Below are 20,988 nucleotides of genomic sequence, written 5' to 3'. Positions count from 1 at the left end.
CACCAGGCGGGGGTTTTTGCATTGGCGCGACGAAAACGCGAGTGCAGGCAATCGATCCCCCCCGTTTGCGGCCCAAGCGCGTCGCCGGAACCCGCCGCTTTCCATCACCCCGGACCCATCACCCGTCGATTCGCTGCAATCTCCAGCCAGGGAGGCGACTCGGGCCGGTTCGGCAAGGCACTTCTAACACCCGCTCCACGTCCGTATCGTCGCATCGGCAATTCGGAGCCGGTCCAGCGTCGATATTTTTCATCCGTCATCCCCGTTTTCTCACTGCACAGGCGGGAAATTCGCGCGAAATGAGGCCTTATTCGGTCCATCCACGTAAAATTTGCGAATCTCCACCCCAGTCGCATCCAGAACGATGAACGCCGCCACTCAGATAGCTCGGGCCGTTTGCCCTCACGATTGTCCGGATACGTGCGCAATGCGCGTGACCGTCGAAAACGGCCGGGCCATCAAGGTGACGGGCGATCCCGACCATCCGCCCACGCAGGGCGTGCTGTGTACGAAAGTCAGCCGATATGCCGACCGCGTTCATCATCCCGACCGGCTCACCGTTCCCCTCAAGCGCATCGGCGCGAAGGGGGAAGGGCGCTTCGTGCCGATCAGCTGGAGCGAAGCACTTGACGAGATCGGTCGTCGTCTCGGGGAAATCGCCGCGCGCGCACCGGAGGCGATCGTGCCGTACAGCTACGCGGGAACGATGGGACTCGTGCAGGGCGAAGGCATTGCGCAGCGGTTCTTCCATAAGCTCGGTGCGTCCCGGCTTGAGCGGACCATCTGCGCCGCAGCCGGTGCAGCGGGGCTGCGCTACACGTATGGTGGAAGCGTCGGCATGCATCTCGAGCATTTCGAGGAAAGCGAACTGATCCTGATCTGGGGCGCCAACCCGATCGCATCCAGTCTGCATTTCTGGACCCGAGCGCAGGAAGCCAAGCGTCGAGGCGCCCGTCTGGTCGCGATCGATCCTTACCGCTCGCTGACGGCCGAGAAATGCCATCAGCACATCGCGTTGAAACCGGGCACCGACGGCGCGTTCGCGCTCGGCATGATGCATGTGCTGATTACCGAAGATCTGCTCGATCACGACTACATCGCGCGTCATACGCTCGGCTTCGACGCGCTCAAGGCGCGAGCCCTGTCCTATCCGCCGGAGCGTGTCGCGCAAATTTGCGGCATCGAAGCGTCGGAACTGATCGAACTCGCACGTCGTTACGGCGCGACCCGCAAGGCGTCGATTCGCCTCAATTACGGCATGCAGCGCGTGCGCGGCGGCGGCAATGCCGTGCGCGCGATAGCGAGCCTGCCCGCGCTGACAGGCGCGTGGCGCGACCGGGCCGGCGGGCTTCTGCTGTCGTCATCGGAATCCGCACCGGTCAATAAGGCGGGGCTGCTGCGTCCGGATCTGATGCCCGGCTGGCCTCACAAACTGCCGCGCATCATCAACATGAATGCAATCGGCGATGCGCTGCTGCATCCGGGCGACGCCACCTTCGGGCCGAAGCTCGAAGCGGTGATCGTCTACAACTCGAATCCCGTCGCGGTCGCGCCCGACTCGTCGAAAGTTGCCGCTGGATTCGCGCGCGAAGATCTGTTCACGGTCGTTCTGGAGCACTTCAAGACAGATACGGTCGATTTCGCCGACATTGTGTTGCCGGCCACGACGCAACTCGAGCATCTCGACGTCCACAAGTCGTACGGCCACACCTATGTGATGGCGAATCTACCGGCAATTCCGCCAGTCGGCGACGCACGGCCCAACACGGAAATCTTTCGGGGCATCGCACGCAGCATGGGGCTCGACGAGCCCGCGCTTTATCACAGCGACGAAGAGGTTGCGCAGACGGCGCTCCGTTGGGACGATCCGGCACTCGACAGCGATTGGGAGACGTTGAAGCGTGCCGGCTGGCTGAAGCTCAAGGTGGCGGACGCGCCTTTCGCGAATGGCGGCTTTCGCACACCGTCCGGCAAATGCGAGTTCTACAGTGCGCGGCTCGAGCAGATGGGCATGGACCCGGTGCCTGATTATCTGCCGCCGTTCGAATCGGCGGAGGCCGCGCCTGAACTCGCCGCTCGCTATCCACTGGCGATGATTTCCCCGCCGGCCCGCCACTTCCTGAACAGCACGTTCGTGAACGTGGACAGCCTGCGCAGTACGGAAGGCCAGCCGCACCTCGATATACACCCGGCCGACGCCGACGCGCGCGGCATCGGGGAGGGCGACATGGTGCGCATCTTCAACGACCGCGGATCGATGCAGGCGGTCGCGAGAGTGACCGATCGCGCGCGCGCGGGGCTCGTCGTCGGACTGTCGATCTGGTGGAAGAAACTGTCGGCGGATGGACGGAACGCGAACGAGGTGACGAGCCAGGCGTTGACCGATCTCGGCAACTCGGCGACGTTTTACGATTGTCTGGTGGAAGTTGAGCGGATTTGACCGAACTTCTTGATACCATCAGACGAATGTATCCGAAAGTTCGAAGTGGGCATCTAACCCTGTTGTCTCAGCACGGACGAGCCGCTACGATGCGTTTTAGCACGACCATTCGAAAATCTGTGAGGAGACGCGCAGTATGAACAAAATTTGGCTGAAATCGTACCCACCCGGCGTTCCAGCCGAAATTGACGCGTCCCCGTATCCTTCCATCCCGGATCTCCTCGACGAAAGCTTCAAGCAGTATCGTGACCGCAAGGCGTTCGTCTGCATGGGCAAGAGCATCACGTACGGCGAACTCGATGCGCTGTCGCGCCAGTTCGGCGCGTGGTTGCAGTCGCGCGGCCTGAAGCGCGGCGCGCGCGTCGCGCTCATGATGCCGAACGTGCTGCAGTACCCGGTGGCGATCGTCGCGGTGCTCCGCGCGGGCTTCACCGTCGTCAACGTCAACCCGCTCTATACGCCGCGCGAGCTCGAACATCAGCTGAAGGACAGCGGAGCGGAGGCGATCGTCATTCTCGAGAATTTCGCGTCGACGCTGCAGGCCGTCATCGCCAATACCGCGGTCAAGCATGTCGTGGTCGCGTCGATGGGCGATCTGCTGGGCATCAAGGGCTGGCTCGTCAATTACGTCGTGCGCAACGTGAAGAAAATGGTGCCGGCCTGGCAGCTTCCGTCGTTCACGCGCTTCAAGGCCGCGCTGTCGGAAGGTGCGCGGCAGACCTTCAAGGCAGAGAGGCTCGGCCCCGACGACGTCGCGTTCCTCCAGTACACGGGCGGTACGACGGGTGTCGCGAAGGGCGCGACGCTGCTGCACCGGAACATCGTGTCGAACGTGCTGCAGGCGGGCGCATGGCATCATCCGGCGCACGAGAAGTACCCCGAGGTGAAACAGTTCGTGACGGTTGTCGCGCTGCCGCTCTATCACGTGTTCGCGCTGACGGTCTGCGGCTTCCTGACGATGCGCACGGGCGGCATGGGCGTCCTGATCCCGAATCCGCGCGACATCGGCGGCATGATCAAGGAGTTGAAGGGGTACCAGATCTCGACGATTCCGGCCGTCAACACGCTGTACAACGCACTGCTGAACCATCCCGAATTCAATCAGCTCGACCTGTCGAAGCTCGTGATCGCCAATGGTGGCGGCATGGCGATCCAGGAAGGCGTCGCGAAGCGCTGGTATGAGAAGACCCATACGGCGATCGTCGAGGGCTACGGCCTGTCGGAGACTTCGCCGGTCGCGACCTGCAACCCGGTGACCGCGACCGAATACAGCGGGACGATCGGCCTGCCGCTGCCGTCGACGGAAGTGGCCATCCGCGATGACGCCGGCAATGACGTCGCGCTCGGCGAGCCGGGCGAGATCTGCATCCGCGGGCCGCAGGTCATGGCCGGCTACTGGAACCGTCCGGACGAAACCGCGAAGGTCATGTTCCCGGACGGTTTCTTCAAGACCGGCGACGTCGGCGTGATGGACGCGCGCGGTTACGTGAAGATCGTCGACCGGAAGAAGGACATGATCCTGGTATCCGGTTTCAACGTGTATCCGAACGAGGTCGAGGACGTGGTGGCGTCGCACCCGGGCGTGTTCGAGGTGGCGGCGGTCGGCGTGCCGGACGAGCACTCGGGCGAAGCCGTGAAGCTGTTCGTCGTGAAGAAGGATCCGGCGCTTACCGACAAGGACATCCTCGCGTACTGCAAGGAGCGGCTCACCGGCTACAAGCGGCCGAAACTCGTCGAGTTCCGCACGGAGTTGCCGAAGACGAATGTCGGCAAGATCCTGCGGCGCGAACTGCGCGACGGACGCGCGTAACACCGAAGTCGAATCAACCAGCCCGGCCAGTGCCGGGCTTTTTTATTTGTGGTGCCGGCATCGAGGATGCCGCGTCGTGGTTCGACGGTCGCAGTAACGGCGCGCGTTCTACCGGGGGGGCGCCGACGGAGCGGCTCGAGCCGGCCGCCGCCGGCCGCGATCCGTATGGCGCGGTACCTCGGTGCGTGCCACCCGCCGGCAGCGGCGGCCTTCACGTCGATGAGACGTCGCGAACGGTTCGCCGCTCACCGCTTCGCCGCCGCAAAAGAAAAAGGCGCCCGAAGGCGCCTTCAATATGCTGCGGCTTGTCAGTCAAGCTGATTAGAACTTGTGACGGATGCCGACGCGCGCTGCAACCTGGTTGCTGGTGCTCGACGGGTCGAGACCGTTGATCGACGCCGTTGCCGGAATGACCTCGCCCTTCGAGTTCAGCGCGTTGCCCGACGCATGCTGGTACACGCCGATCACGTAGACGTCCGTGCGCTTGGACAGGAAGTAGTCGACGCCCAGCGAGCCTTGGTGGTACTTGGCTGCCGAGTTGCCGTCGATCTTGCTGCCCTGCGTATAGTCGTACGCCGCGCCGACGATCAGCGCCGGGGTCAGCTGATACTTGAAGTTGATTTCGCCGTTGTTGAACGTCGCGGTCTGGTTCACGAACGGACCGACCGAGAAGCCCTTGAACTTCGTGTTCGAGTACGTCGCGCCGATCGTTGCTGCGCCGAACGTGTACGCACCGCCCGCACCGATGACCTGGTACGTGTTCGCGCTGTTCGCATATGCGCCGTAGACCGGCGACGACACGGCCGTCGCTGCAGCCGACGCGCCGGTGTTGAACATGCCGCCGAAGTTCGCCGGCGTGCGTGCGTTCAAGTAGCCGACACCCAACACCAGCGGGCCGTTGTTGTAACCGGCGCCGAGCGACCAGACCTGGTTCTTCGAGAACTGGCCGGCTTGACCGCCGAAGCTGTACAGGCCGCCGAACGAGAAGCCGCCGTAGGTCGGGCTCGTGTACTTGACCGCGTTGTTCACGCGATATGCGTTGTTGAAGTTGTCGAGGTCGCCCGGGTGAGCCGCGATGTAGCCGCCCCACTGGTCGCCTGCCTCGAGCGGGCCGACGAAGTCGACGACGGAGTCGTACTGGCGACCCAGCGTGACCGTACCGTACTGGCTCGACAGGCCGACGTAAGCCTGGCGGCCGAACATCAGGCCGCCCTGGCCCAGCTTGCCGGAGTTGACGTCGAAACCGTTTTCGAGCACGAAGATCGCCTTCAGGCCGCTGCCCAGATCTTCGGTGCCGCGCAGGCCGAAGCGGCTGCCTTGCATCACGCCGCTTGCCAGACCGTACAGGTGGCCGCCCTTGGCGTTGTTGTTGAAGATGAAGCCTTCATCGATGATGCCGTAGAGCGTCACGCTGCTTTGCGCATGGGCTGCGCCAGCAAACGCGCCCAGCGCGACGAGCGCGAGAAGCGACTTTTTCATTAACGGATCTCCAAGAAACACTGAATTTTTTTGGCGGGGCGGATAGTTATGTTGTGTTGACGGGCCCCGTCAACTTCGCAAGAAGTTGCACGTAATGTAGCAAAGCCGATTTTTCCGACAAAGCGAAATGCCGTGGCGCAAGGCTGCCATGTTTCCTTTATGCAACAATGGTTAAAATCACGGGTTAACCGCAATTTCCGCTGAATAATCAAGTCGGTTACGCAGCGGAGCACGTGCCTTTGCCGCCCGCGGCAGCACACGCAGCCAGGAGAACAGGATGGTGTTGGATGAACTGATCAGCGAATTCGATCGCGGCCTGCGATCGCTGACCGGCATTAGCCGGATGAGCCGCCCGGTGCCCGCGCCGGCGGAGCCGCCGGCCGGCGAACTGACGCCCGCGGAGCGCACGCACGCAGCCGGGCTGATGCGCGTGAACCATGTCGGCGAGGTCTGCGCGCAGGCGCTTTATCAGGCGCAGAAGCTGACCGCGCGCTCGTCGTCGTCGAAGGCGATGTTCGAGGAAGCCGCGCGCGAGGAGGAGGATCATCTCGCGTGGACCGCGCATCGGCTGAAGGAACTCGATTCGCGTCCGAGTCTGCTCAACCCGCTGTGGTACGCTGGCGCGCTCGCGATCGGCGTCGTCGCCGGCACGCTGGGCGACAAGGTCAGCCTCGGCTTCATGGCGGAGACGGAGCGCCAGGTCGAGAGCCATCTCGACGGGCACCTGTCCGAGCTGCCGGCGACCGACACGGCGTCGCGTGCGATCGTCGAGCAGATGCGGCTCGACGAGGTGAAGCACGGCAAGGCCGCGACCGACGCCGGCGGGATCGAGCTGCCGCTGCCCGCGCGGATGCTGATGCGTGCCGCGTCGAAAGTCATGACGAGCACTGCATACTATCTCTGACATTCGGGCCGGGGCGGCGCGCGACGCCGTCCTGGTTCGCCGTTCCCGATACCGCCCGTTTTTTCCGCGTTTTCCCGCCCCCGAAAGCCCCGTCCGCACGCCAGTCTGGCCCGCCTTTCTCACGTATCACCTTCACAAGTTGCACTAGCTCATTCATTTATAACGGTTTTTGGTATGAGGGGCCGCATGAGCATGCGCGCGTAAGTCCTTGTTCTAACTAACAAAATTCGTCAAAAAACCGGGCCGCTCCCTTGACCGTGCCAAACCCTTCCACTAAAGTGGGAGACAGTGTGAGAAAGTGTATTTTTGTGTGATTTAGCGGGCCATTCGGGCTAAATTCTTGAGCATTGAGCGGGTGCTTCGGTGCCCTGAACGGGAGAGCGGAAAGTGTTCCAAGGGGCGTCGGCGCTGACGCTCGATGCGAAAGGGCGGATGTCGGTGCCGGCTCGCTATCGCGAAGCGCTGCAAGGACAGGCAGAAGGACGGGTGACTGTGACCAAGCACCCGGACGGCTGCCTGTTGCTGTTTCCGCGCCCCGAATGGGAAGTATTCCGCGCCAAGATCGCCGCGCTGCCGATGGACGCGCATTGGTGGCGGCGAATTTTTCTCGGCAATGCGATGGATGTCGATCTCGACAGCGCAGGCCGGATTCTCGTATCGCCCGAGCTGCGGATGGCGGCCGGACTGGAAAAGGAAGTCATGTTGTTGGGAATGGGTAGTCACTTCGAGCTGTGGGATTCGCAGACCTACATCGCGAAGGAGCAGGCAGCGATGGCGCAGGGCATGCCCGACGCGCTGAAGAACTTCACGTTCTGATTGCGGTGACGGAGACGCCCGCGATGGGAAACGAATTGCAGCATCGGACCGTACTGTTGGACGAAGCGGTCGATTCGCTCGTGACGCGGCCGGACGGCATTTATGTCGACGGCACGTTCGGGCGCGGCGGTCATAGCCGCGCGGTGCTCGCGCGGCTGGCGCCGGGCGGCCGGCTGATCGCGTTCGACAAGGATCCGAGGGCGATCGAGACGGCGCAGCGTATCGAGGATGCGCGCTTCTCGATCGTGCATGACAGCTTTGCATCGATGCGCGACGCGCTTGCGGCGCGCGGTGTCGAGAAGGTGTCGGGTGTGTTGCTGGACCTGGGCGTGTCCTCGCCGCAGGTGGACGATCCGGCGCGCGGCTTCAGCTTTCGAGCGGATGGCCCGCTGGACATGCGAATGGATCCGACGCGCGGCGAGTCGGCGGCCGAGTGGCTCGCGCGGGCTTCGGTGCAGGAATTGACGGAGGTGATACGAGATTATGGGGAAGAACGGTTTGCTTTTCAGATTGCAAAGGCGCTTGTTGCTCGCCGGGCAGAGTCCGACCGTCTTGGGCCTCTCGACACCACGGGCGAGCTTGCCCAAATCGTGGGTAACGTCGTCAAAACCCGTGAGAAGGGCAAGGATCCGGCAACCCGCACCTTTCAGGCTATACGGATTCACGTCAATCAAGAGCTTGCGGACCTGCAAGTCGTACTAGACGCGGCATTGTCGTTGCTGGAGCAAGGGGGGCGGCTGGTGGTCATCAGCTTTCATTCACTCGAGGACCGGATCGTCAAGCGATTCATGCAGGCGCACGCGAGTGCGCCCGCGGTCGATCGTCGCCTGCCGATCCGCGCCGTCGACCTCCCGAGCCCGCCGCTCAAGATCATCAGCCGTCAGTTCCCGAGCGAGGCGGAAGTCGCCGCGAATCCGCGCGCCCGGTCGGCCGTGATGCGCATCGCGGAGCGCGTCACGCCATGAGCCGCTTCAACATCTTCCTGCTGATCATCGTGATGGGCTGCGCGCTGTCGGTCGTCAACTCGACGAACCAGCAGCGCCAGATCTTCATTCAGCTGCAGCGCGCGCAGTCGCAGGAGCGTCAGCTCCAGCAGGACTACGCGCAGCTTCAATATCAGCAGAGCGCGCTGTCCAAGACGTCCCGCATCGAGCAGCTCGCGAACGATTCGCTGAAGATGCAGCCGATCACGACGGGTCGTACCCAGTACCTGACGCTGCCGTCGGGCGCCGCGAAGGCGATCGACGCGCCGATTCCCGCGTCGGCCGATACGGCCACCAAGGGCAACGGAGGCGCGCGATGAAGCCGTCGCAAAAGCGCCAGGACGTGAAGTTCTCGTCGAGCCCCGTGCTCGGCGTGCACTTGCCGATGTGGCGCTCGAAACTCGTCGTGTTCCTGCTGTTCATGGCGTTCGTCGCGCTCGCCGCGCGGGCGTTCTGGATCCAGGGCCCCGGCAACGCGTTCTACCAGAAGCAGGGCGAGAGCCGCTACCAGCGCACGATCGAGCTGCCGGCCACGCGCGGCAAGATCCTCGACCGTAACGGGCTCGTGCTCGCGACGAGTCTGCCCGTGCGCGCGATCTGGGCGATTCCGGACGCCGTGCCGGACGATCTCGACGCCGGCAAGGTCAACCAGCTCGGCAAGCTCCTCGGCATGACGCCGAAGGAACTGCGCGTGAAGCTGTCGCAGGACAAGGGTTTCGTCTACGTAAAGCGCCAGGTGCCGATCGACGTCGCGGACAAGGTCGCCGCGCTCGACATTCCCGGTATCTATCAGCGCAACGAATACAAGCGCTTCTATCCGGAAGGCGAGATCACCGCTCATCTGATCGGCTTCACGAACGTCGAGGACGAAGGGCAGGAGGGCGTCGAACTCGGCGACCAGAAGATGCTGTCCGGCACATCCGGCGTGCGCCGCGTGATCAAGGACCGGATGGGGCACATCGTCGAGGACGTCGCCGAACAGATTCCGCCGCACAACGGGACGGACGTCGATCTGTCGATCGACAGCAAGATCCAGTACATCGCGTATGCGAACCTGAAGGCCGCCGTCGAGAAGTTCAAGGCGAAGGCCGGCGCGGCGATGGTCGTCGACGTGCGCACCGGCGAGGTGCTGGCGCTCGTCAACTACCCGACGTACAACCCGAACGACCGCTCGCGCATGACGGGCGAGCAGTTGCGCAACCGGATCATGACCGACGTGTTCGAACCGGGTTCGATCATGAAGCCGTTTACGGTGTCGCTCGCGCTCGACCTGCACCGCGTGACGCCGAATACGCTCGTCGAGACGGGCAACGGGCATTTCGTGCTCGACGGCGCACCGATCACCGACGACGCAGGTTTCGGCACGCTGACGGTCGGCGGCGTGATCCAGAAGTCGAGCAACATCGGCGCGACGAAGATCGCGATGACGATGCGGCCCGAGGAAATGTGGAATATGTATACGAGCATCGGCCTCGGCCAGGCGCCGAAGGTCGGGTTCCCGGGCGCGGTGGCCGGTCGGCTGCGTCCGTGGAAGAGCTGGCGCCGCATCGAGCAGGCGACGATGTCGTACGGCTACGGCCTGTCGGTGTCGCTGTTCCAGCTCGCGCGCGCCTACACGGCGATCGCGCATGACGGCGAGCTGATGCCCGTGACCATTTTCAAGACCGACCCCAATCAGCCGATCGTGGGCACGCAGGTGTTCAATCCGACCACCGCGCGCGAAGTGCGCGCGATGCTCGAAACGGTGGTGGCGCCGGGCGGCACGTCGCCGGATGCGGCCGTGCCGGGTTATCGCGTCGGCGGCAAGAGCGGTACCGCTTACAAGCATGAAGGCCACGGCTACACGCGCAAGTACCGCGCGTCGTTCGTCGGCATGGCGCCGATGCCGAATCCGCGCGTCGTGATCGCGGTGTCGGTCGACGAGCCGACCGCCGGCAGCCACTTCGGCGGCCAGGTGTCCGGCCCCGTATTCTCGGCGATCGCGGGCGATACGATGCGCGCGCTGAACGTGCCGCCGAACATGCCGATCAAGCAGCTCGTCGTGTCCGACGACGCGCCTGGCGCGCCCGCCGGGACGGGCCCGCAAAAGCTCGCCGCGGGCGGCGGCGCGAAGCATATGATCGTATCCAGCACGACACGTAATTCACCAGGAGTTGTTCGATGAGCGCCGCTCGCAGTTCTCATCCGGCGCATCAGCAGATCGCGGCCGCGCTTGCGTGGCTGCGCCAGCATGTGGCCCCCGCGGCGCAACTGCATGCCGACACGCGCAGCCTGAAGGCAGGCGACGTGTTCCTCGGCTATGCGGTCGACGGGGCAGACAATCGCGCCTTCATTTCCGATGCCGTCGCGCGCGGCGCGGCCGCCGTGCTGTATCAGCCGGAAGGTCTCGAAGCCGCACCGGCCGTGCCCGTCGCACTCGCGGTGCCGGCGCTCGACCAACTGGCCGGCGAGATCGCCAGCGGCTGGTACGGCGACCCGAGCGACAGCCTGCTCGCCATCGGCGTGACCGGCACCAACGGCAAGACGTCCTGCACGCAATGGATCGCGGCCGCGCTGACGGCGCTGCACCAGCCGTGCGCGCTGATCGGCACGCTCGGCAGCGGCATGCCGGGGCAACTGGTGCCGACCGGCTTCACGACACCTGACGCGCCGCAGCTGCAGCGCAGCCTCGCGCAACTGCACGACGCGGGCGCGAAAGCCGTCGCGATGGAAGTGTCTTCGCACGCGCTGCATCAGGGCCGCGTGAACGGCACGGCATTCGACATCGCCGTCTTCACGAACCTCACGCAGGATCACCTCGACTATCACGGCACGTTCGACGCGTACGAAGCGGCGAAGTCGAAGCTGTTCGCGTGGCGCGGTCTGCGCGCGGCGGTCGTCAATCGCGACGACGAAGCCGGCCGCCGCCTGCTCGAGAAGCTGGCCGGCCGCGTGCGCACGATCGCATACGGGATCGGCGACGCGCAGGCGGCCGACGCCGATCGCGAGCTGGTCGCGCTCGACGTGCGCGCGACCGCCACGGGCACGGCTTTCCGCCTGCGCTCGTCGTGGGGCGACGCGGACGTCGAGGTCGGCACGCTCGGCACGTTCAACGTCAGCAACCTGCTCGCGGTGCTCGGCTCGCTGCTCGCGGCCGACGTGCCGTTCGATGCGGCCGTCGCGGAGATTGCGCGGCTCGAGTCCGTCAACGGGCGCATGCAGCGCCTTGGCGGCCGGCTGCAGAACGACGAACCGCTGGTCGTGATCGACTACGCACACACGCCCGATGCGCTCGACAAGACGCTCGATGCATTGCGCCCGATCGCGGCGGCGCGCGGCGGGCGGCTCGTCTGCATGTTCGGCTGCGGCGGCGATCGCGACGCGACGAAGCGCCCGCTGATGGGCGCGATCGCCGAGCGGCTCGCCGACGAAGTCGTCGTCACGAGCGACAATCCGCGCAGCGAGGATCCGCAGCGCATCATCGACCAGGTCATCGCGGGGATGACCGCGCCCGATCGCGCACGTCGCATCGAGGATCGCGCGAGCGCGATCCTGCAGGCCGTGCGCGGCGCGGCCCGCGAGGACGTCGTCGTGCTGGCCGGCAAGGGGCACGAGGCGACGCAGGAAATCATGGGCAAGAAGCGCGCATTCTCCGATCAGGACCACGCGCGGCTCGCGCTCGCGGCACGCGCGACGCACGGCAAGGGAGGCGGCGAATGACGATGCTCAGTCTCGGCGAAGCCGCGCGCCTGATTCCCGGCGCGACCGTCCACGGCGATCCGGAAACCACCTTCGAGCGCGTGTCGACGGACAGCCGCACGGTCGGCCCGGGCGACCTGTTCGTTGCGCTGAAGGGCGAGCGCTTCGACGCGCACGACTTCCTCGGCGACGTGGCCGCGCGCGGCGCGGCCGCGGCGCTCGTCGCGCACGCGCCGGCGGGCCTCGCGATGCCGGTCGTCGAGGGTGGTGAAACGCGTGCCGCGCTTGGCGCGCTCGCGCACGGCTGGCGCAAGCGCTTCGCGGTGCCGCTCGTCGCGGTGACGGGCAGCAACGGCAAGACGACCGTCAAGGAAATGATCGCGTCGATCTTTACGGCGGCAGTCGGCGCAGACGCGCGGCTGGCGACGGCCGGCAACCTGAACAACGACATCGGCGTGCCGCTGACGCTGCTGCGCCTGTCGGACGCGCATCGCGTCGCGGTGATCGAGCTCGGGATGAATCACCCGGGCGAGACCGAAGTTCTCGCGCGCCTCGCGGCGCCGACCGTCGCGCTCGTCAACAATGCGCAGCGCGAACACCAGGAATTCATGGCGACGGTCGAGGCGGTCGCGCTCGAACACGCAGCCGTGATCCATGCGCTGACGCCGGACGGCGTCGCGGTGTTTCCGGCCGACGACGCGTACGCCGGTATCTGGCGTGTCGCGGCGACCGGCAACCGGATTCTCGATTTCGCGCTGCACGACGCCGAACGGCAGATCGATGCGCAGGTCACGGGCCGTCTGCACGGCGGCGAGCTTGCGATCGACACGCCGTCCGGCTCGGTGACGGTGCGGCTGCGCGCACTCGGCGAGCACAACGCACGCAACGCATTGGCGGCCACGGCCGCGACGCTCGCGGCCGGTATCGAGCTGACCGCGATCAAGCAGGGCCTCGAATCGTTCGAGCCGGTCAAGGGCCGTTTGCAGGTCCGGCGAGCGGACGTCGGCAGCCTCGCGGGCGCGACGGTCGTCGACGACACCTACAACGCGAACCCCGATTCGATGCGCGCGGCGATCGACGTGCTGGCCGCACAACCGGCGCCGCGCGTGCTGGTGATCGGCGACATGGGCGAGGTGGGCGACGAAGGCCCGGCATTTCACCGGGAGATCGGCGCGTATGCGCGCGAGCGCGGCATCGATGCGCTGTTCGCGCTCGGCGATGCCTCGCGCGATGCATGTACCGCGTACGGCGACACGGCCCGCCATTTCGGCGACGTCGGCGCGCTGGTGACGGCGCTGCTCGCGGCGGGCTACGGCGCGCAGGCGACGGTGCTCGTGAAGGGCTCGCGGTACATGAAGATGGAGCGCGTGGTCGACGCGCTGACGAAACAACCCGCGGCGGGCACGGTGCCCGCGGCACACTGAGTAGAAGGAAGGAAGCATGCTGCTGGCGCTGGCGCAATGGCTGCAAGGAGACGCAAGCTTTTTGCGCTTGTTCACGTACCTGACGTTCCGTGCGGTGATGGCTACCATCACCGCGCTCGGGATCGGGCTCGTGTGCGGACCGTGGGTGATCCGCAAGCTGACGCAAATGAAGGTCGGGCAGGCCGTGCGCAAGGACGGCCCGCAGAGCCATCTCGTCAAGTCCGGCACGCCGACGATGGGCGGCGTGCTGATCCTGATCGGCATCGCGGTCGCGACGCTGCTGTGGGGCGACCTGACGAACCGTTTCATCTGGATCGTGATGCTCGTCACGTTCGGCTTCGGCGTCATTGGCTGGGTCGATGACTACCGCAAGGTCGTCTACAAGGACCCGCGCGGGATGTCGTCGCGCGAGAAGTATTTCTGGCAGTCGGTGATCGGGCTGTTCGCGGCGGTCTACCTCGCATTCAGCGTGTCCGAGGCGAACAACGTGCGTGTGTTCGACCTGTTCATGGCGTGGGTGCGCAGCGGCCTGTCGATGGGGCTGCCCGCGCGGGCCGACCTGATGTTGCCGTTCCTGAAGTCGATCAGCTACCCGCTGGGCGTCTGGGGCTTCATCGTGCTGACCTACTTCGTGATCGTCGGCGCGAGCAACGCGGTGAACCTGACCGACGGCCTCGACGGTCTCGTGATCATGCCGGTCGTGCTGGTCGGTGCGTCGCTCGGCGTGTTCGCGTACGTGATGGGCAGCTCGGTCTATTCGAAATACCTGCTGTTCCCGCACATCCCGGGCGCCGGTGAATTGCTGATCTTCTGCTCCGCGATGGGCGGGGCAGGGCTCGCGTTCCTCTGGTACAACACGCACCCCGCGCAGGTGTTCATGGGCGACGTCGGCGCGCTGGCGCTCGGCGGCGCGCTCGGCACGGTCGCGGTGATCGTGCGTCAGGAAATCGTGCTGTTCATCATGGGCGGCATCTTCGTCGCGGAAACGCTGTCGGTGATGCTGCAGGTGTCGTGGTTCAAGTACACGAAGAAGCGTTACGGCGAAGGGCGGCGCCTGCTGAAGATGGCACCGCTGCATCACCATTTCGAATTGTCCGGCTGGAAGGAAACGCAGGTGGTGGTGCGTTTCTGGATCATCACGCTGATGCTGTGCCTGTTCGGTCTGTCCACCCTCAAGCTGCGGTAAAGGAAAGGTAACAAGGATGTCTGGCGAGATGTTTGGAGATCGGCAGCGGCCGATGGTGCTCGTACTGGGGCTCGGGGAATCGGGTCTCGCGATCGCGCGTTGGTGCGCGAGGCACGGGTGCCGGCTGCGAATTGCCGATACCCGCGAGGCGCCGCCGAACCTTGCCGCGCTGCAGGCCGAAGGCATCGATGCGGAGTTCGTCGGCGGGCCGTTCACGCCTGCGCTGCTCGACGGCGGCGTCGAGATCGTCGGGCTGAGCCCCGGCCTGTCGCCGCTCGAACCGGCACTGGCGGCGCTGATCGCGGCCGCGAACGAGCGCGCGATCGCCGTGTGGGGCGAACTGGAATTCTTCGCGCAGGCGCTGCGCGCGCTCGGCACGAGCGGCTACCAGCCGAAGGTGCTCGCGATCACCGGCACCAACGGCAAGACCACGACGACGAGTCTCACGGGCCTGCTGTGCCAGCGTTCGGGCAAGAAGGTCGCCGTCGCCGGCAACATCAGCCCGGCGATGCTCGACCGGCTCGCGGGCGCGATCGACGATATCGCGTTGCCCGACGTCTGGGTGCTCGAACTGTCGAGCTTCCAGCTCGAGACGGCACGCACGTTCGCGCCGGATGCGGCCGCGATCCTCAACATCACGCAGGATCACCTCGACTGGCACGGCAGCTTCGACGCCTATGCGGCCGCGAAGGGCCGGATCTTCGGCGCGACGACCACGCGCGTGCTCAACCGCGACGATGCGGCCGTGATGAAGTTCGCGCCGGCCGCCGGCGCGGCCGATGCGGCGCGCACGGTCACGTTCGGCCTGAACGAACCGACGCAGGACGGCGACTACGGCCTGTCGCGCGACAACGGCATTGCGTGGCTGGTCGAAGCGGTCGACCGCGACGCGCCGGACGAGACGACGACGAGCCGTCGCCGCAAGCGCGACGGCGCGCATACGCCCGACATCGCGCAGAAGCGCCTGATGCCGGCCGACGCGCTGCGCATCCGCGGGCTGCACAACGCGGCGAACGCGCTGGCCGCGTTCGCGCTTGCACGCGCGATCGATCTGCCGGCCGCGCCGTTGCTGCATGCGCTGCGCGAATATCGCGGCGAGGCGCATCGCGTCGAAGTGATCGCGACGATCGACGACGTGGACTACGTCGACGACAGTAAGGGAACGAACGTCGGCGCGACGGTGGCCGCGCTCGACGGGCTCGCGCAGAAGATCGTGCTGATCGCCGGCGGCGACGGCAAGGGGCAGGATTTCGCGCCGCTGGTCGCGCCGGTCGCGCGCTGGTGCCGTGCGGTGATGCTGATCGGCCGCGATGCGCCGGCGATTCGCGACACGCTCGCCGAAACCGGCGTGCCGCTCGCCGACCACGCGACGCTCGAAGGCGCGGTGCATGCCGCCGCCGACCTCGCCGAGCCGGGCGATGCGGTGCTGCTGTCGCCCGCGTGCGCGAGCCTCGACATGTTCAGGAACTACGCCCATCGCGCGGATGTGTTCCGCGCGGCGGTGGATGAAATCGCCATCGACAAAGGAGCGACGCCATGAGCTGGTCCGATCGCCTCGTCTCCCGTTTCAACGACCGGCGCGACACCGGCGGCAATGCCGCCGGCGGCCGCGTCGCGTCGGCCACGCGCGCCGCGACCGGCGGCCTCGCGAGCGTCGTCAACGGCGTGCGGCCGAGCCGCTCGCGGATGCTCGATTTCGACTACTCGCTGCTGTGGGTCGCGATCGCGCTGCTCGGGCTCGGCGTGGTGATGGTGTACTCGGCGTCGATCGCGATGCCCGATTCGCCGAAATACGCGTCGTATCACGACTATGCGTTCCTGATGCGCCACTGCGTGTCGCTTGGCGTCGCGTTCATCGCGGCGGTGATCGCGTTCCGCGTGCCCGTGTCGACCTGGGACAAATACGCGCCGCATCTCTTCCTGATCGCACTGGTCGGCCTCGTGATCGTGCTGATCCCGCACGTCGGCAAGGGGGTGAACGGTGCGCGCCGCTGGATTCCGCTCGGCATCACCAACATGCAGCCGTCGGAAATCATGAAGCTCGCGGTGACGATCTACGCGGCGAACTACACGGTGCGCAAGCAGGAATACATGCAGAGCTTCGCGAAGGGCTTCCTGCCGATGGCGTTCGCGGTCGGTCTCGTCGGCGCGCTGCTGCTGCTCGAGCCGGACATGGGCGCGTTCATGGTGGTCGCCGCGATCGCGATGGGCGTGCTGTTCCTCGGCGGCGTCAACGGCAAGCTGTTCGGCGGCCTGGTCGCGACGGCCGTCGGCACCTTCACGATGCTCGTATGGCTGTCGCCGTGGCGTCGCGAGCGGATCTTCGCGTACCTCGATCCATGGGACGAACGCTATGCGCAGGGCAAGGCGTACCAGCTCACGCACTCGCTGATCGCGTTCGGCCGCGGCGAGTGGTTCGGCGTCGGCCTCGGCGGCAGCGTCGAGAAGCTGAACTACCTGCCCGAAGCGCATACCGACTTCATCCTCGCGGTGATCGGCGAGGAGCTCGGCTTCGTCGGCGTGCTGGTCGTGATCCTGCTGTTTTACTGGATCGTGCGCCGCGCGTTCGAGATCGGCCGTCAGGCGCTCGCGCTCGACCGCACGTTCGCGGGCCTGATGGCGAAGGGCATCGGCATCTGGTTCGGCGCGCAGACGTTCATCAACATGGGCGTGAACCTCGGCCTGCTGCCGACCAAGGGCCTGACGCTGCCGCTCGTGAGCTACGGCGGCTCGGGCATCCTGCTGAACTGTGTCGCGCTTGCGGTGCTGTTGCGTGTCGACTATGAAAATCGCGTATTGATGCGGGGAGGGAAGGTATGACCGCGTCGCGACGCACGCTGATGGTGATGGCAGGCGGCACCGGGGGCCACGTGTTCCCGGGGCTCGCCGTCGCGCACCGGATGGAAGCGGCGGGCTGGCGCGTCGTGTGGCTCGGCAATCCGGCCGGGATGGAAGCGACGCTCGTGCCGAAGCACGGCATTCCGATGGAATATGTGCGCTTCGGCGGACTGCGCGGCAAGGGCCTGAAGACCAAGCTGACGCTGCCGTTCAACCTGCTGCGCGCGTGCTGGCAGAGTCTCGGTGCGCTGCGCCGCGTGCGGCCGGACGTCGTGCTCGGGATGGGCGGCTACATCACGTTCCCGGCGGGCGTGATGACCGCGCTGTCGGGCCGACCGCTCGTGCTGCACGAACAGAATTCGATCGCCGGTCTCGCGAACAAAGTGCTCGCGAAATTCGCGAAGCGCGTGCTCGTTGCGTTCCCCGACGCACTGCCGCACGCGGAATGGACCGGCAACCCGATTCGCGCGGAACTTGCGCGCACGGAAACGCCCAAAGCACGCTATGCGTCGCGCAGCGGCCCGCTGAACGTGCTGGTCGTCGGCGGCAGTCTCGGCGCCGCCGCGCTGAACGAAGTCGTGCCGCGCGCGCTGGCGCTGCTGGCGCCGGGCGAGCGCCCGCGCATCGTGCACCAGGCCGGCGCGAAGCACATCGACGCGCTGAAGGCGAATTACGAAGCGGCCGGATTCACCGGCGGCGACGACGTGCGGCTCGTGCCGTTCATCGACGACATGGCCACCGCATACGCGGCGGCGGATCTCGTGATCTGCCGCTCCGGCGCGATGACGGTGTCGGAAATCGCGGCGGTGGGCGTGGCGGCGCTGTTCGTGCCGTTCCCGTACGCGGTCGACGACCACCAGACGACCAACGCCGCGTTCCTCGCCGATGCGGGCGCGGCGGTGCTGGTGCAACAACGCGACCTGTCGGCGGAACTGCTTGCCGACTGGCTGCGCGGCCAGTCGCGGGCGTCGCTCGCGGACATGGCGGAGCGTTCGCGCTCGCTGGCGAAGCCCGAGGCCACCGACGAAGTCGCGCGCGTCTGCGCGAAGGTGGCTGGCGCGAACCTGGAACAACTGCAATGAAACACATCGTCAAACACATTCATTTCGTCGGGATCGGCGGCGCGGGCATGAGCGGCATCGCCGAAGTGCTCGTCAACCTCGGCTACGAGGTCAGCGGCTCCGACCTGTCGCGCAACGCGGTGACCGATCGCCTCGCGGCGCTCGGCGCGCGGATCGCGATCGGGCACGACGCGGCGAACATCGAGGGCGCGAACGCGGTCGTCGTGTCGACGGCCGTGCGCTCGGACAACCCCGAAGTGCTCGCCGCGCGCCACCAGCGCGTGCCGATCGTGCAGCGCGCGGTGATGCTCGCGGAGCTGATGCGCCTGAAGCAGGGGATCGCGATCGCCGGCACGCACGGCAAGACCACGACGACGAGCCTCGTCGCGAGCGTGCTCGCGGCGGGCGGGCTGGACCCGACCTTCGTGATCGGCGGCCGGCTGATCAGCGCCGGCGCGAACGCGCGGCTCGGCACGGGCGACTTCATCGTCGCCGAGGCCGACGAATCGGACGCGTCGTTCCTGAACCTGTATCCGGTGATCGAAGTCATCACGAACATCGACGCCGATCACATGGACACCTACGGCCACGATTTCGCGCGGCTCAAGCAGGCGTTCATCGAATTCACGCAGCGCCTGCCGTTCTACGGCAGCGCGGTGGTGTGCGTCGACGATCCGAACGTGCGGCAGATCATCCCGTTCATTTCGAAGCCGGTCGTGCGCTACGGGCTGTCGCCGGACGCGCAGGTGCGTGCGGAAGACATCGACGCGCGCGACGGCCGCATGCACTTCACGGTGATCCGCGAAGGCCGTGCGCCGCTCGCGGTGGTGCTGAACCTGCCGGGCCTGCACAACGTGCAGAACGCGCTCGCGGCGATCGCGATCGCGACCGATCTCGGCGTGGCGGACGACGCGATCCAGCTGGCGCTGGCGGAATTCAACGGCGTCGGCCGACGCTTCCAGCGCTACGGCGAGGTGCCGAGCGCGGACGGCGGCCACTACACGCTGATCGACGACTACGGCCATCACCCCGTCGAGATGGCCGCGACGATCGCGGCCGCGCGCGGCGCGTTCCCGGGCCGCCGCCTCGTGCTGGCGTTCCAGCCGCACCGCTACACGCGCACGCGCGATTGTTTCGACGACTTCGTCAACGTGCTGTCGACGGTCGACGCGCTGGTGCTGACGGAAGTCTATGCCGCGGGCGAAGCGGCGATCGCGACGGCCAACGGCGACGCGCTGTCGCGTGCGCTGCGCGCGGTGGGCAAGGTTGACCCGGTGTTCGTCGTGACGGTCGACGACGTGCCGGACGCACTGGCCAAGGTCGCGCAGAACGGCGACGTGGTGATCACGATGGGCGCGGGTTCGATCGGCGGCGTGCCGGCGAAGCTCGTGCAACACACACAACAGAAGGCATGACATGAGCGGGATCGATCCGAAACGTTTCGGCAAGGTGGCGGTGTTGTTCGGCGGCGAATCCGCCGAGCGCGAGGTGTCGCTCACCTCGGGCCGTCTCGTGCTGCAGGGCCTGCGTGACGCGGGCGTTGACGCGCATCCGTTCGACCCGGCCGAGCGGCCGTTGTCGGCGCTGAAGGACGAAGGCTTCGTGCGCGCGTTCAACGCGCTGCACGGCGGCTACGGCGAGAACGGCCAGATCCAGGGCGCGCTCGATTTCTACGGGATCCGCTACACGGGCAGCGGCGTGCTCGGCTCGGCGCTCGGCCTCGACAAGTTCCGCACGAAGCTCGTGTGGCAGCAGACGGGCGTGCCGACGCCGCCGTTCGAGACGGTGATGCGCGGCGACGACTACGCGGCGCGCGCGGCGGACATCGTCGCGAAGCTCGGCCTGCCGCTGTTCGTGAAGCCGGCGAGCGAAGGCTCGAGCGTCGCGGTGCTGAAGGTGAAGACGGCCGACGCGTTGCCCGCCGCACTGTCGGAAGCGGCGACGCACGACAAGATCGTGATCGTCGAGAAGAGCATCGAAGGCGGCGGCGAATACACCGCGTGCATCGCCGGCGATCTCGACCTGCCGCTGATCAAGATCGTGCCGGCCGGCGAGTTCTACGACTACCACGCGAAGTATGTCGCCGACGATACGCAGTACCTGATTCCGTGCGGGCTGCCCGCGGAACAGGAAACGGAACTGAAGCGCATCGCGCGCCGCGCGTTCGACGTGCTCGGCTGCACCGACTGGGGTCGGGCGGACTTCATGCTCGATGCCGCCGGCAACGCGTATTTCCTGGAAGTGAACACGGCCCCCGGGATGACCGACCACTCGCTGCCGCCGAAGGCCGCGCGGTCGATCGGCATCAGCTATTCGGAGCTGGTCGTGAAGGTGCTGTCGCTTACGCTCAACGACTGACGCAGGAACGG

16 protein-coding genes are annotated in these 20,988 nt (G+C 66.3%); 15 read left to right on the top strand and 1 reads right to left on the bottom strand.

Features of this window, described 5'->3' with window-relative positions:
• The first annotated feature begins 364 nt into the window (after nucleotides 1-364).
• Nucleotides 365-2,440 carry a molybdopterin-containing oxidoreductase family protein gene (locus ACV22V_RS24675; protein WP_448015778.1) on the top strand — a complete coding sequence of 692 codons (2,076 nt, stop codon included), beginning with the start codon at nucleotides 365-367 and terminating at the stop codon, nucleotides 2,438-2,440.
• Between the two features lie 136 nt (nucleotides 2,441-2,576).
• A complete protein-coding gene (locus ACV22V_RS24670) occupies nucleotides 2,577-4,250 on the top strand; it encodes a long-chain-fatty-acid--CoA ligase (protein WP_448015777.1) in 1,674 nt (557 codons plus the stop codon).
• A gap of 321 nt (nucleotides 4,251-4,571) precedes the next feature.
• On the opposite strand, the gene ACV22V_RS24665 is transcribed toward ACV22V_RS24670, so the two are convergent.
• Nucleotides 4,572-5,729 (bottom strand): porin, encoded by a 1,158-nt coding sequence (locus ACV22V_RS24665; RefSeq protein WP_059535150.1) that lies wholly within the window; start codon nucleotides 5,727-5,729, stop codon nucleotides 4,572-4,574.
• 277 nt (nucleotides 5,730-6,006) lie between these two features.
• On the opposite strand from ACV22V_RS24665, the gene coq7 reads away from it, so the two are divergent.
• From coq7 to ACV22V_RS24600, 13 genes are all read left to right on the top strand, one after another.
• Nucleotides 6,007-6,633, top strand: a complete 627-nt coding sequence (gene coq7, locus ACV22V_RS24660; RefSeq protein ID WP_059608158.1) for a 2-polyprenyl-3-methyl-6-methoxy-1,4-benzoquinone monooxygenase — start codon at nucleotides 6,007-6,009, stop codon at nucleotides 6,631-6,633.
• A 387-nt stretch (nucleotides 6,634-7,020) separates the two neighbouring features.
• Nucleotides 7,021-7,449: a division/cell wall cluster transcriptional repressor MraZ gene (gene mraZ, locus ACV22V_RS24655; protein ID WP_006400450.1), complete on the top strand. Its 429-nt coding sequence runs from the start codon at nucleotides 7,021-7,023 to the stop codon at nucleotides 7,447-7,449.
• Nucleotides 7,450-7,472: 23 nt separating this feature from the next.
• Nucleotides 7,473-8,414 carry a 16S rRNA (cytosine(1402)-N(4))-methyltransferase RsmH gene (gene rsmH / locus ACV22V_RS24650; RefSeq protein WP_059535156.1) on the top strand — a complete coding sequence of 314 codons (942 nt, stop codon included), beginning with the start codon at nucleotides 7,473-7,475 and terminating at the stop codon, nucleotides 8,412-8,414.
• Entirely contained in the window at nucleotides 8,411-8,752 is a 342-nt protein-coding gene (gene ftsL / locus ACV22V_RS24645; protein ID WP_059535158.1) for a cell division protein FtsL, read from the top strand. The genes rsmH and ftsL overlap by 4 nt, the downstream gene beginning before the upstream one ends.
• A complete protein-coding gene (locus tag ACV22V_RS24640) occupies nucleotides 8,749-10,596 on the top strand; it encodes a peptidoglycan D,D-transpeptidase FtsI family protein (protein WP_059535159.1) in 1,848 nt (615 codons plus the stop codon). Before ftsL ends, ACV22V_RS24640 begins: the two co-directional genes overlap by 4 nt.
• The gene (locus ACV22V_RS24635) at nucleotides 10,593-12,131 is read left to right on the top strand and encodes a UDP-N-acetylmuramoyl-L-alanyl-D-glutamate--2,6-diaminopimelate ligase (RefSeq protein ID WP_059688961.1); all 1,539 of its coding nucleotides are present in this window, start codon (nucleotides 10,593-10,595) and stop codon (nucleotides 12,129-12,131) included. The genes ACV22V_RS24640 and ACV22V_RS24635 overlap by 4 nt, the downstream gene beginning before the upstream one ends.
• Entirely contained in the window at nucleotides 12,128-13,534 is a 1,407-nt protein-coding gene (locus tag ACV22V_RS24630; RefSeq protein WP_448015776.1) for a UDP-N-acetylmuramoyl-tripeptide--D-alanyl-D-alanine ligase, read from the top strand. Before ACV22V_RS24635 ends, ACV22V_RS24630 begins: the two co-directional genes overlap by 4 nt.
• Nucleotides 13,535-13,550: 16 nt before the next feature.
• Nucleotides 13,551-14,720 carry a phospho-N-acetylmuramoyl-pentapeptide-transferase gene (gene mraY / locus ACV22V_RS24625; protein ID WP_059451891.1) on the top strand — a complete coding sequence of 390 codons (1,170 nt, stop codon included), beginning with the start codon at nucleotides 13,551-13,553 and terminating at the stop codon, nucleotides 14,718-14,720.
• Nucleotides 14,721-14,748: 28 nt separating this feature from the next.
• Complete coding sequence (murD, locus tag ACV22V_RS24620; protein WP_448015775.1) at nucleotides 14,749-16,260, top strand: UDP-N-acetylmuramoyl-L-alanine--D-glutamate ligase; 1,512 nt, start codon at nucleotides 14,749-14,751, stop codon at nucleotides 16,258-16,260.
• Entirely contained in the window at nucleotides 16,257-17,540 is a 1,284-nt protein-coding gene (gene ftsW / locus ACV22V_RS24615) for a putative lipid II flippase FtsW (RefSeq protein WP_059535166.1), read from the top strand. Before murD ends, ftsW begins: the two co-directional genes overlap by 4 nt.
• Entirely contained in the window at nucleotides 17,537-18,640 is a 1,104-nt protein-coding gene (murG, locus tag ACV22V_RS24610) for an undecaprenyldiphospho-muramoylpentapeptide beta-N-acetylglucosaminyltransferase (RefSeq protein ID WP_223962768.1), read from the top strand. Before ftsW ends, murG begins: the two co-directional genes overlap by 4 nt.
• On the top strand, nucleotides 18,637-20,034 hold the full coding sequence (gene murC / locus ACV22V_RS24605; protein WP_448015774.1) for a UDP-N-acetylmuramate--L-alanine ligase: 1,398 nt from the start codon (nucleotides 18,637-18,639) through the stop codon (nucleotides 20,032-20,034). The genes murG and murC overlap by 4 nt, the downstream gene beginning before the upstream one ends.
• 1 nt (nucleotide 20,035) lies before the next feature.
• Complete coding sequence (locus ACV22V_RS24600; protein WP_059688957.1) at nucleotides 20,036-20,977, top strand: D-alanine--D-alanine ligase; 942 nt, start codon at nucleotides 20,036-20,038, stop codon at nucleotides 20,975-20,977.
• The last annotated feature ends 11 nt before the right edge of the window (nucleotides 20,978-20,988 follow it).

The organism is Burkholderia sp. AW33-5 (assembly GCF_053427615.1).
Note: the sequence above shows the minus strand (reverse complement) of the source record. Positions and strands in the feature narration are given on the sequence as shown.

Bases quoted from the DNA above. Each gene is read 5' to 3' on its own strand.
- ftsL (WP_059535158.1), top strand. From the start codon at position 8,411: ATGAGCCGCTTCAACATCTTCCTGCTGATCATCGTGATGGGCTGCGCG.
- ACV22V_RS24670 (WP_448015777.1), top strand. From the start codon at position 2,577: ATGAACAAAATTTGGCTGAAATCGTACCCACCCGGCGTTCCAGCCGAA.
- ACV22V_RS24675 (WP_448015778.1), top strand. From the start codon at position 365: ATGAACGCCGCCACTCAGATAGCTCGGGCCGTTTGCCCTCACGATTGT.
- rsmH (WP_059535156.1), top strand. From the start codon at position 7,473: ATGGGAAACGAATTGCAGCATCGGACCGTACTGTTGGACGAAGCGGTC.
- murG (WP_223962768.1), top strand. From the start codon at position 17,537: ATGACCGCGTCGCGACGCACGCTGATGGTGATGGCAGGCGGCACCGGG.
- murD (WP_448015775.1), top strand. From the start codon at position 14,749: ATGTTTGGAGATCGGCAGCGGCCGATGGTGCTCGTACTGGGGCTCGGG.
- murC (WP_448015774.1), top strand. From the start codon at position 18,637: ATGAAACACATCGTCAAACACATTCATTTCGTCGGGATCGGCGGCGCG.
- ftsW (WP_059535166.1), top strand. From the start codon at position 16,257: ATGAGCTGGTCCGATCGCCTCGTCTCCCGTTTCAACGACCGGCGCGAC.
- mraY (WP_059451891.1), top strand. From the start codon at position 13,551: ATGCTGCTGGCGCTGGCGCAATGGCTGCAAGGAGACGCAAGCTTTTTG.
- ACV22V_RS24665 (WP_059535150.1), bottom strand. From the start codon at position 5,729: ATGAAAAAGTCGCTTCTCGCGCTCGTCGCGCTGGGCGCGTTTGCTGGC.
- ACV22V_RS24600 (WP_059688957.1), top strand. From the start codon at position 20,036: ATGAGCGGGATCGATCCGAAACGTTTCGGCAAGGTGGCGGTGTTGTTC.
- coq7 (WP_059608158.1), top strand. From the start codon at position 6,007: ATGGTGTTGGATGAACTGATCAGCGAATTCGATCGCGGCCTGCGATCG.
- ACV22V_RS24630 (WP_448015776.1), top strand. From the start codon at position 12,128: ATGACGATGCTCAGTCTCGGCGAAGCCGCGCGCCTGATTCCCGGCGCG.
- ACV22V_RS24640 (WP_059535159.1), top strand. From the start codon at position 8,749: ATGAAGCCGTCGCAAAAGCGCCAGGACGTGAAGTTCTCGTCGAGCCCC.
- ACV22V_RS24635 (WP_059688961.1), top strand. From the start codon at position 10,593: ATGAGCGCCGCTCGCAGTTCTCATCCGGCGCATCAGCAGATCGCGGCC.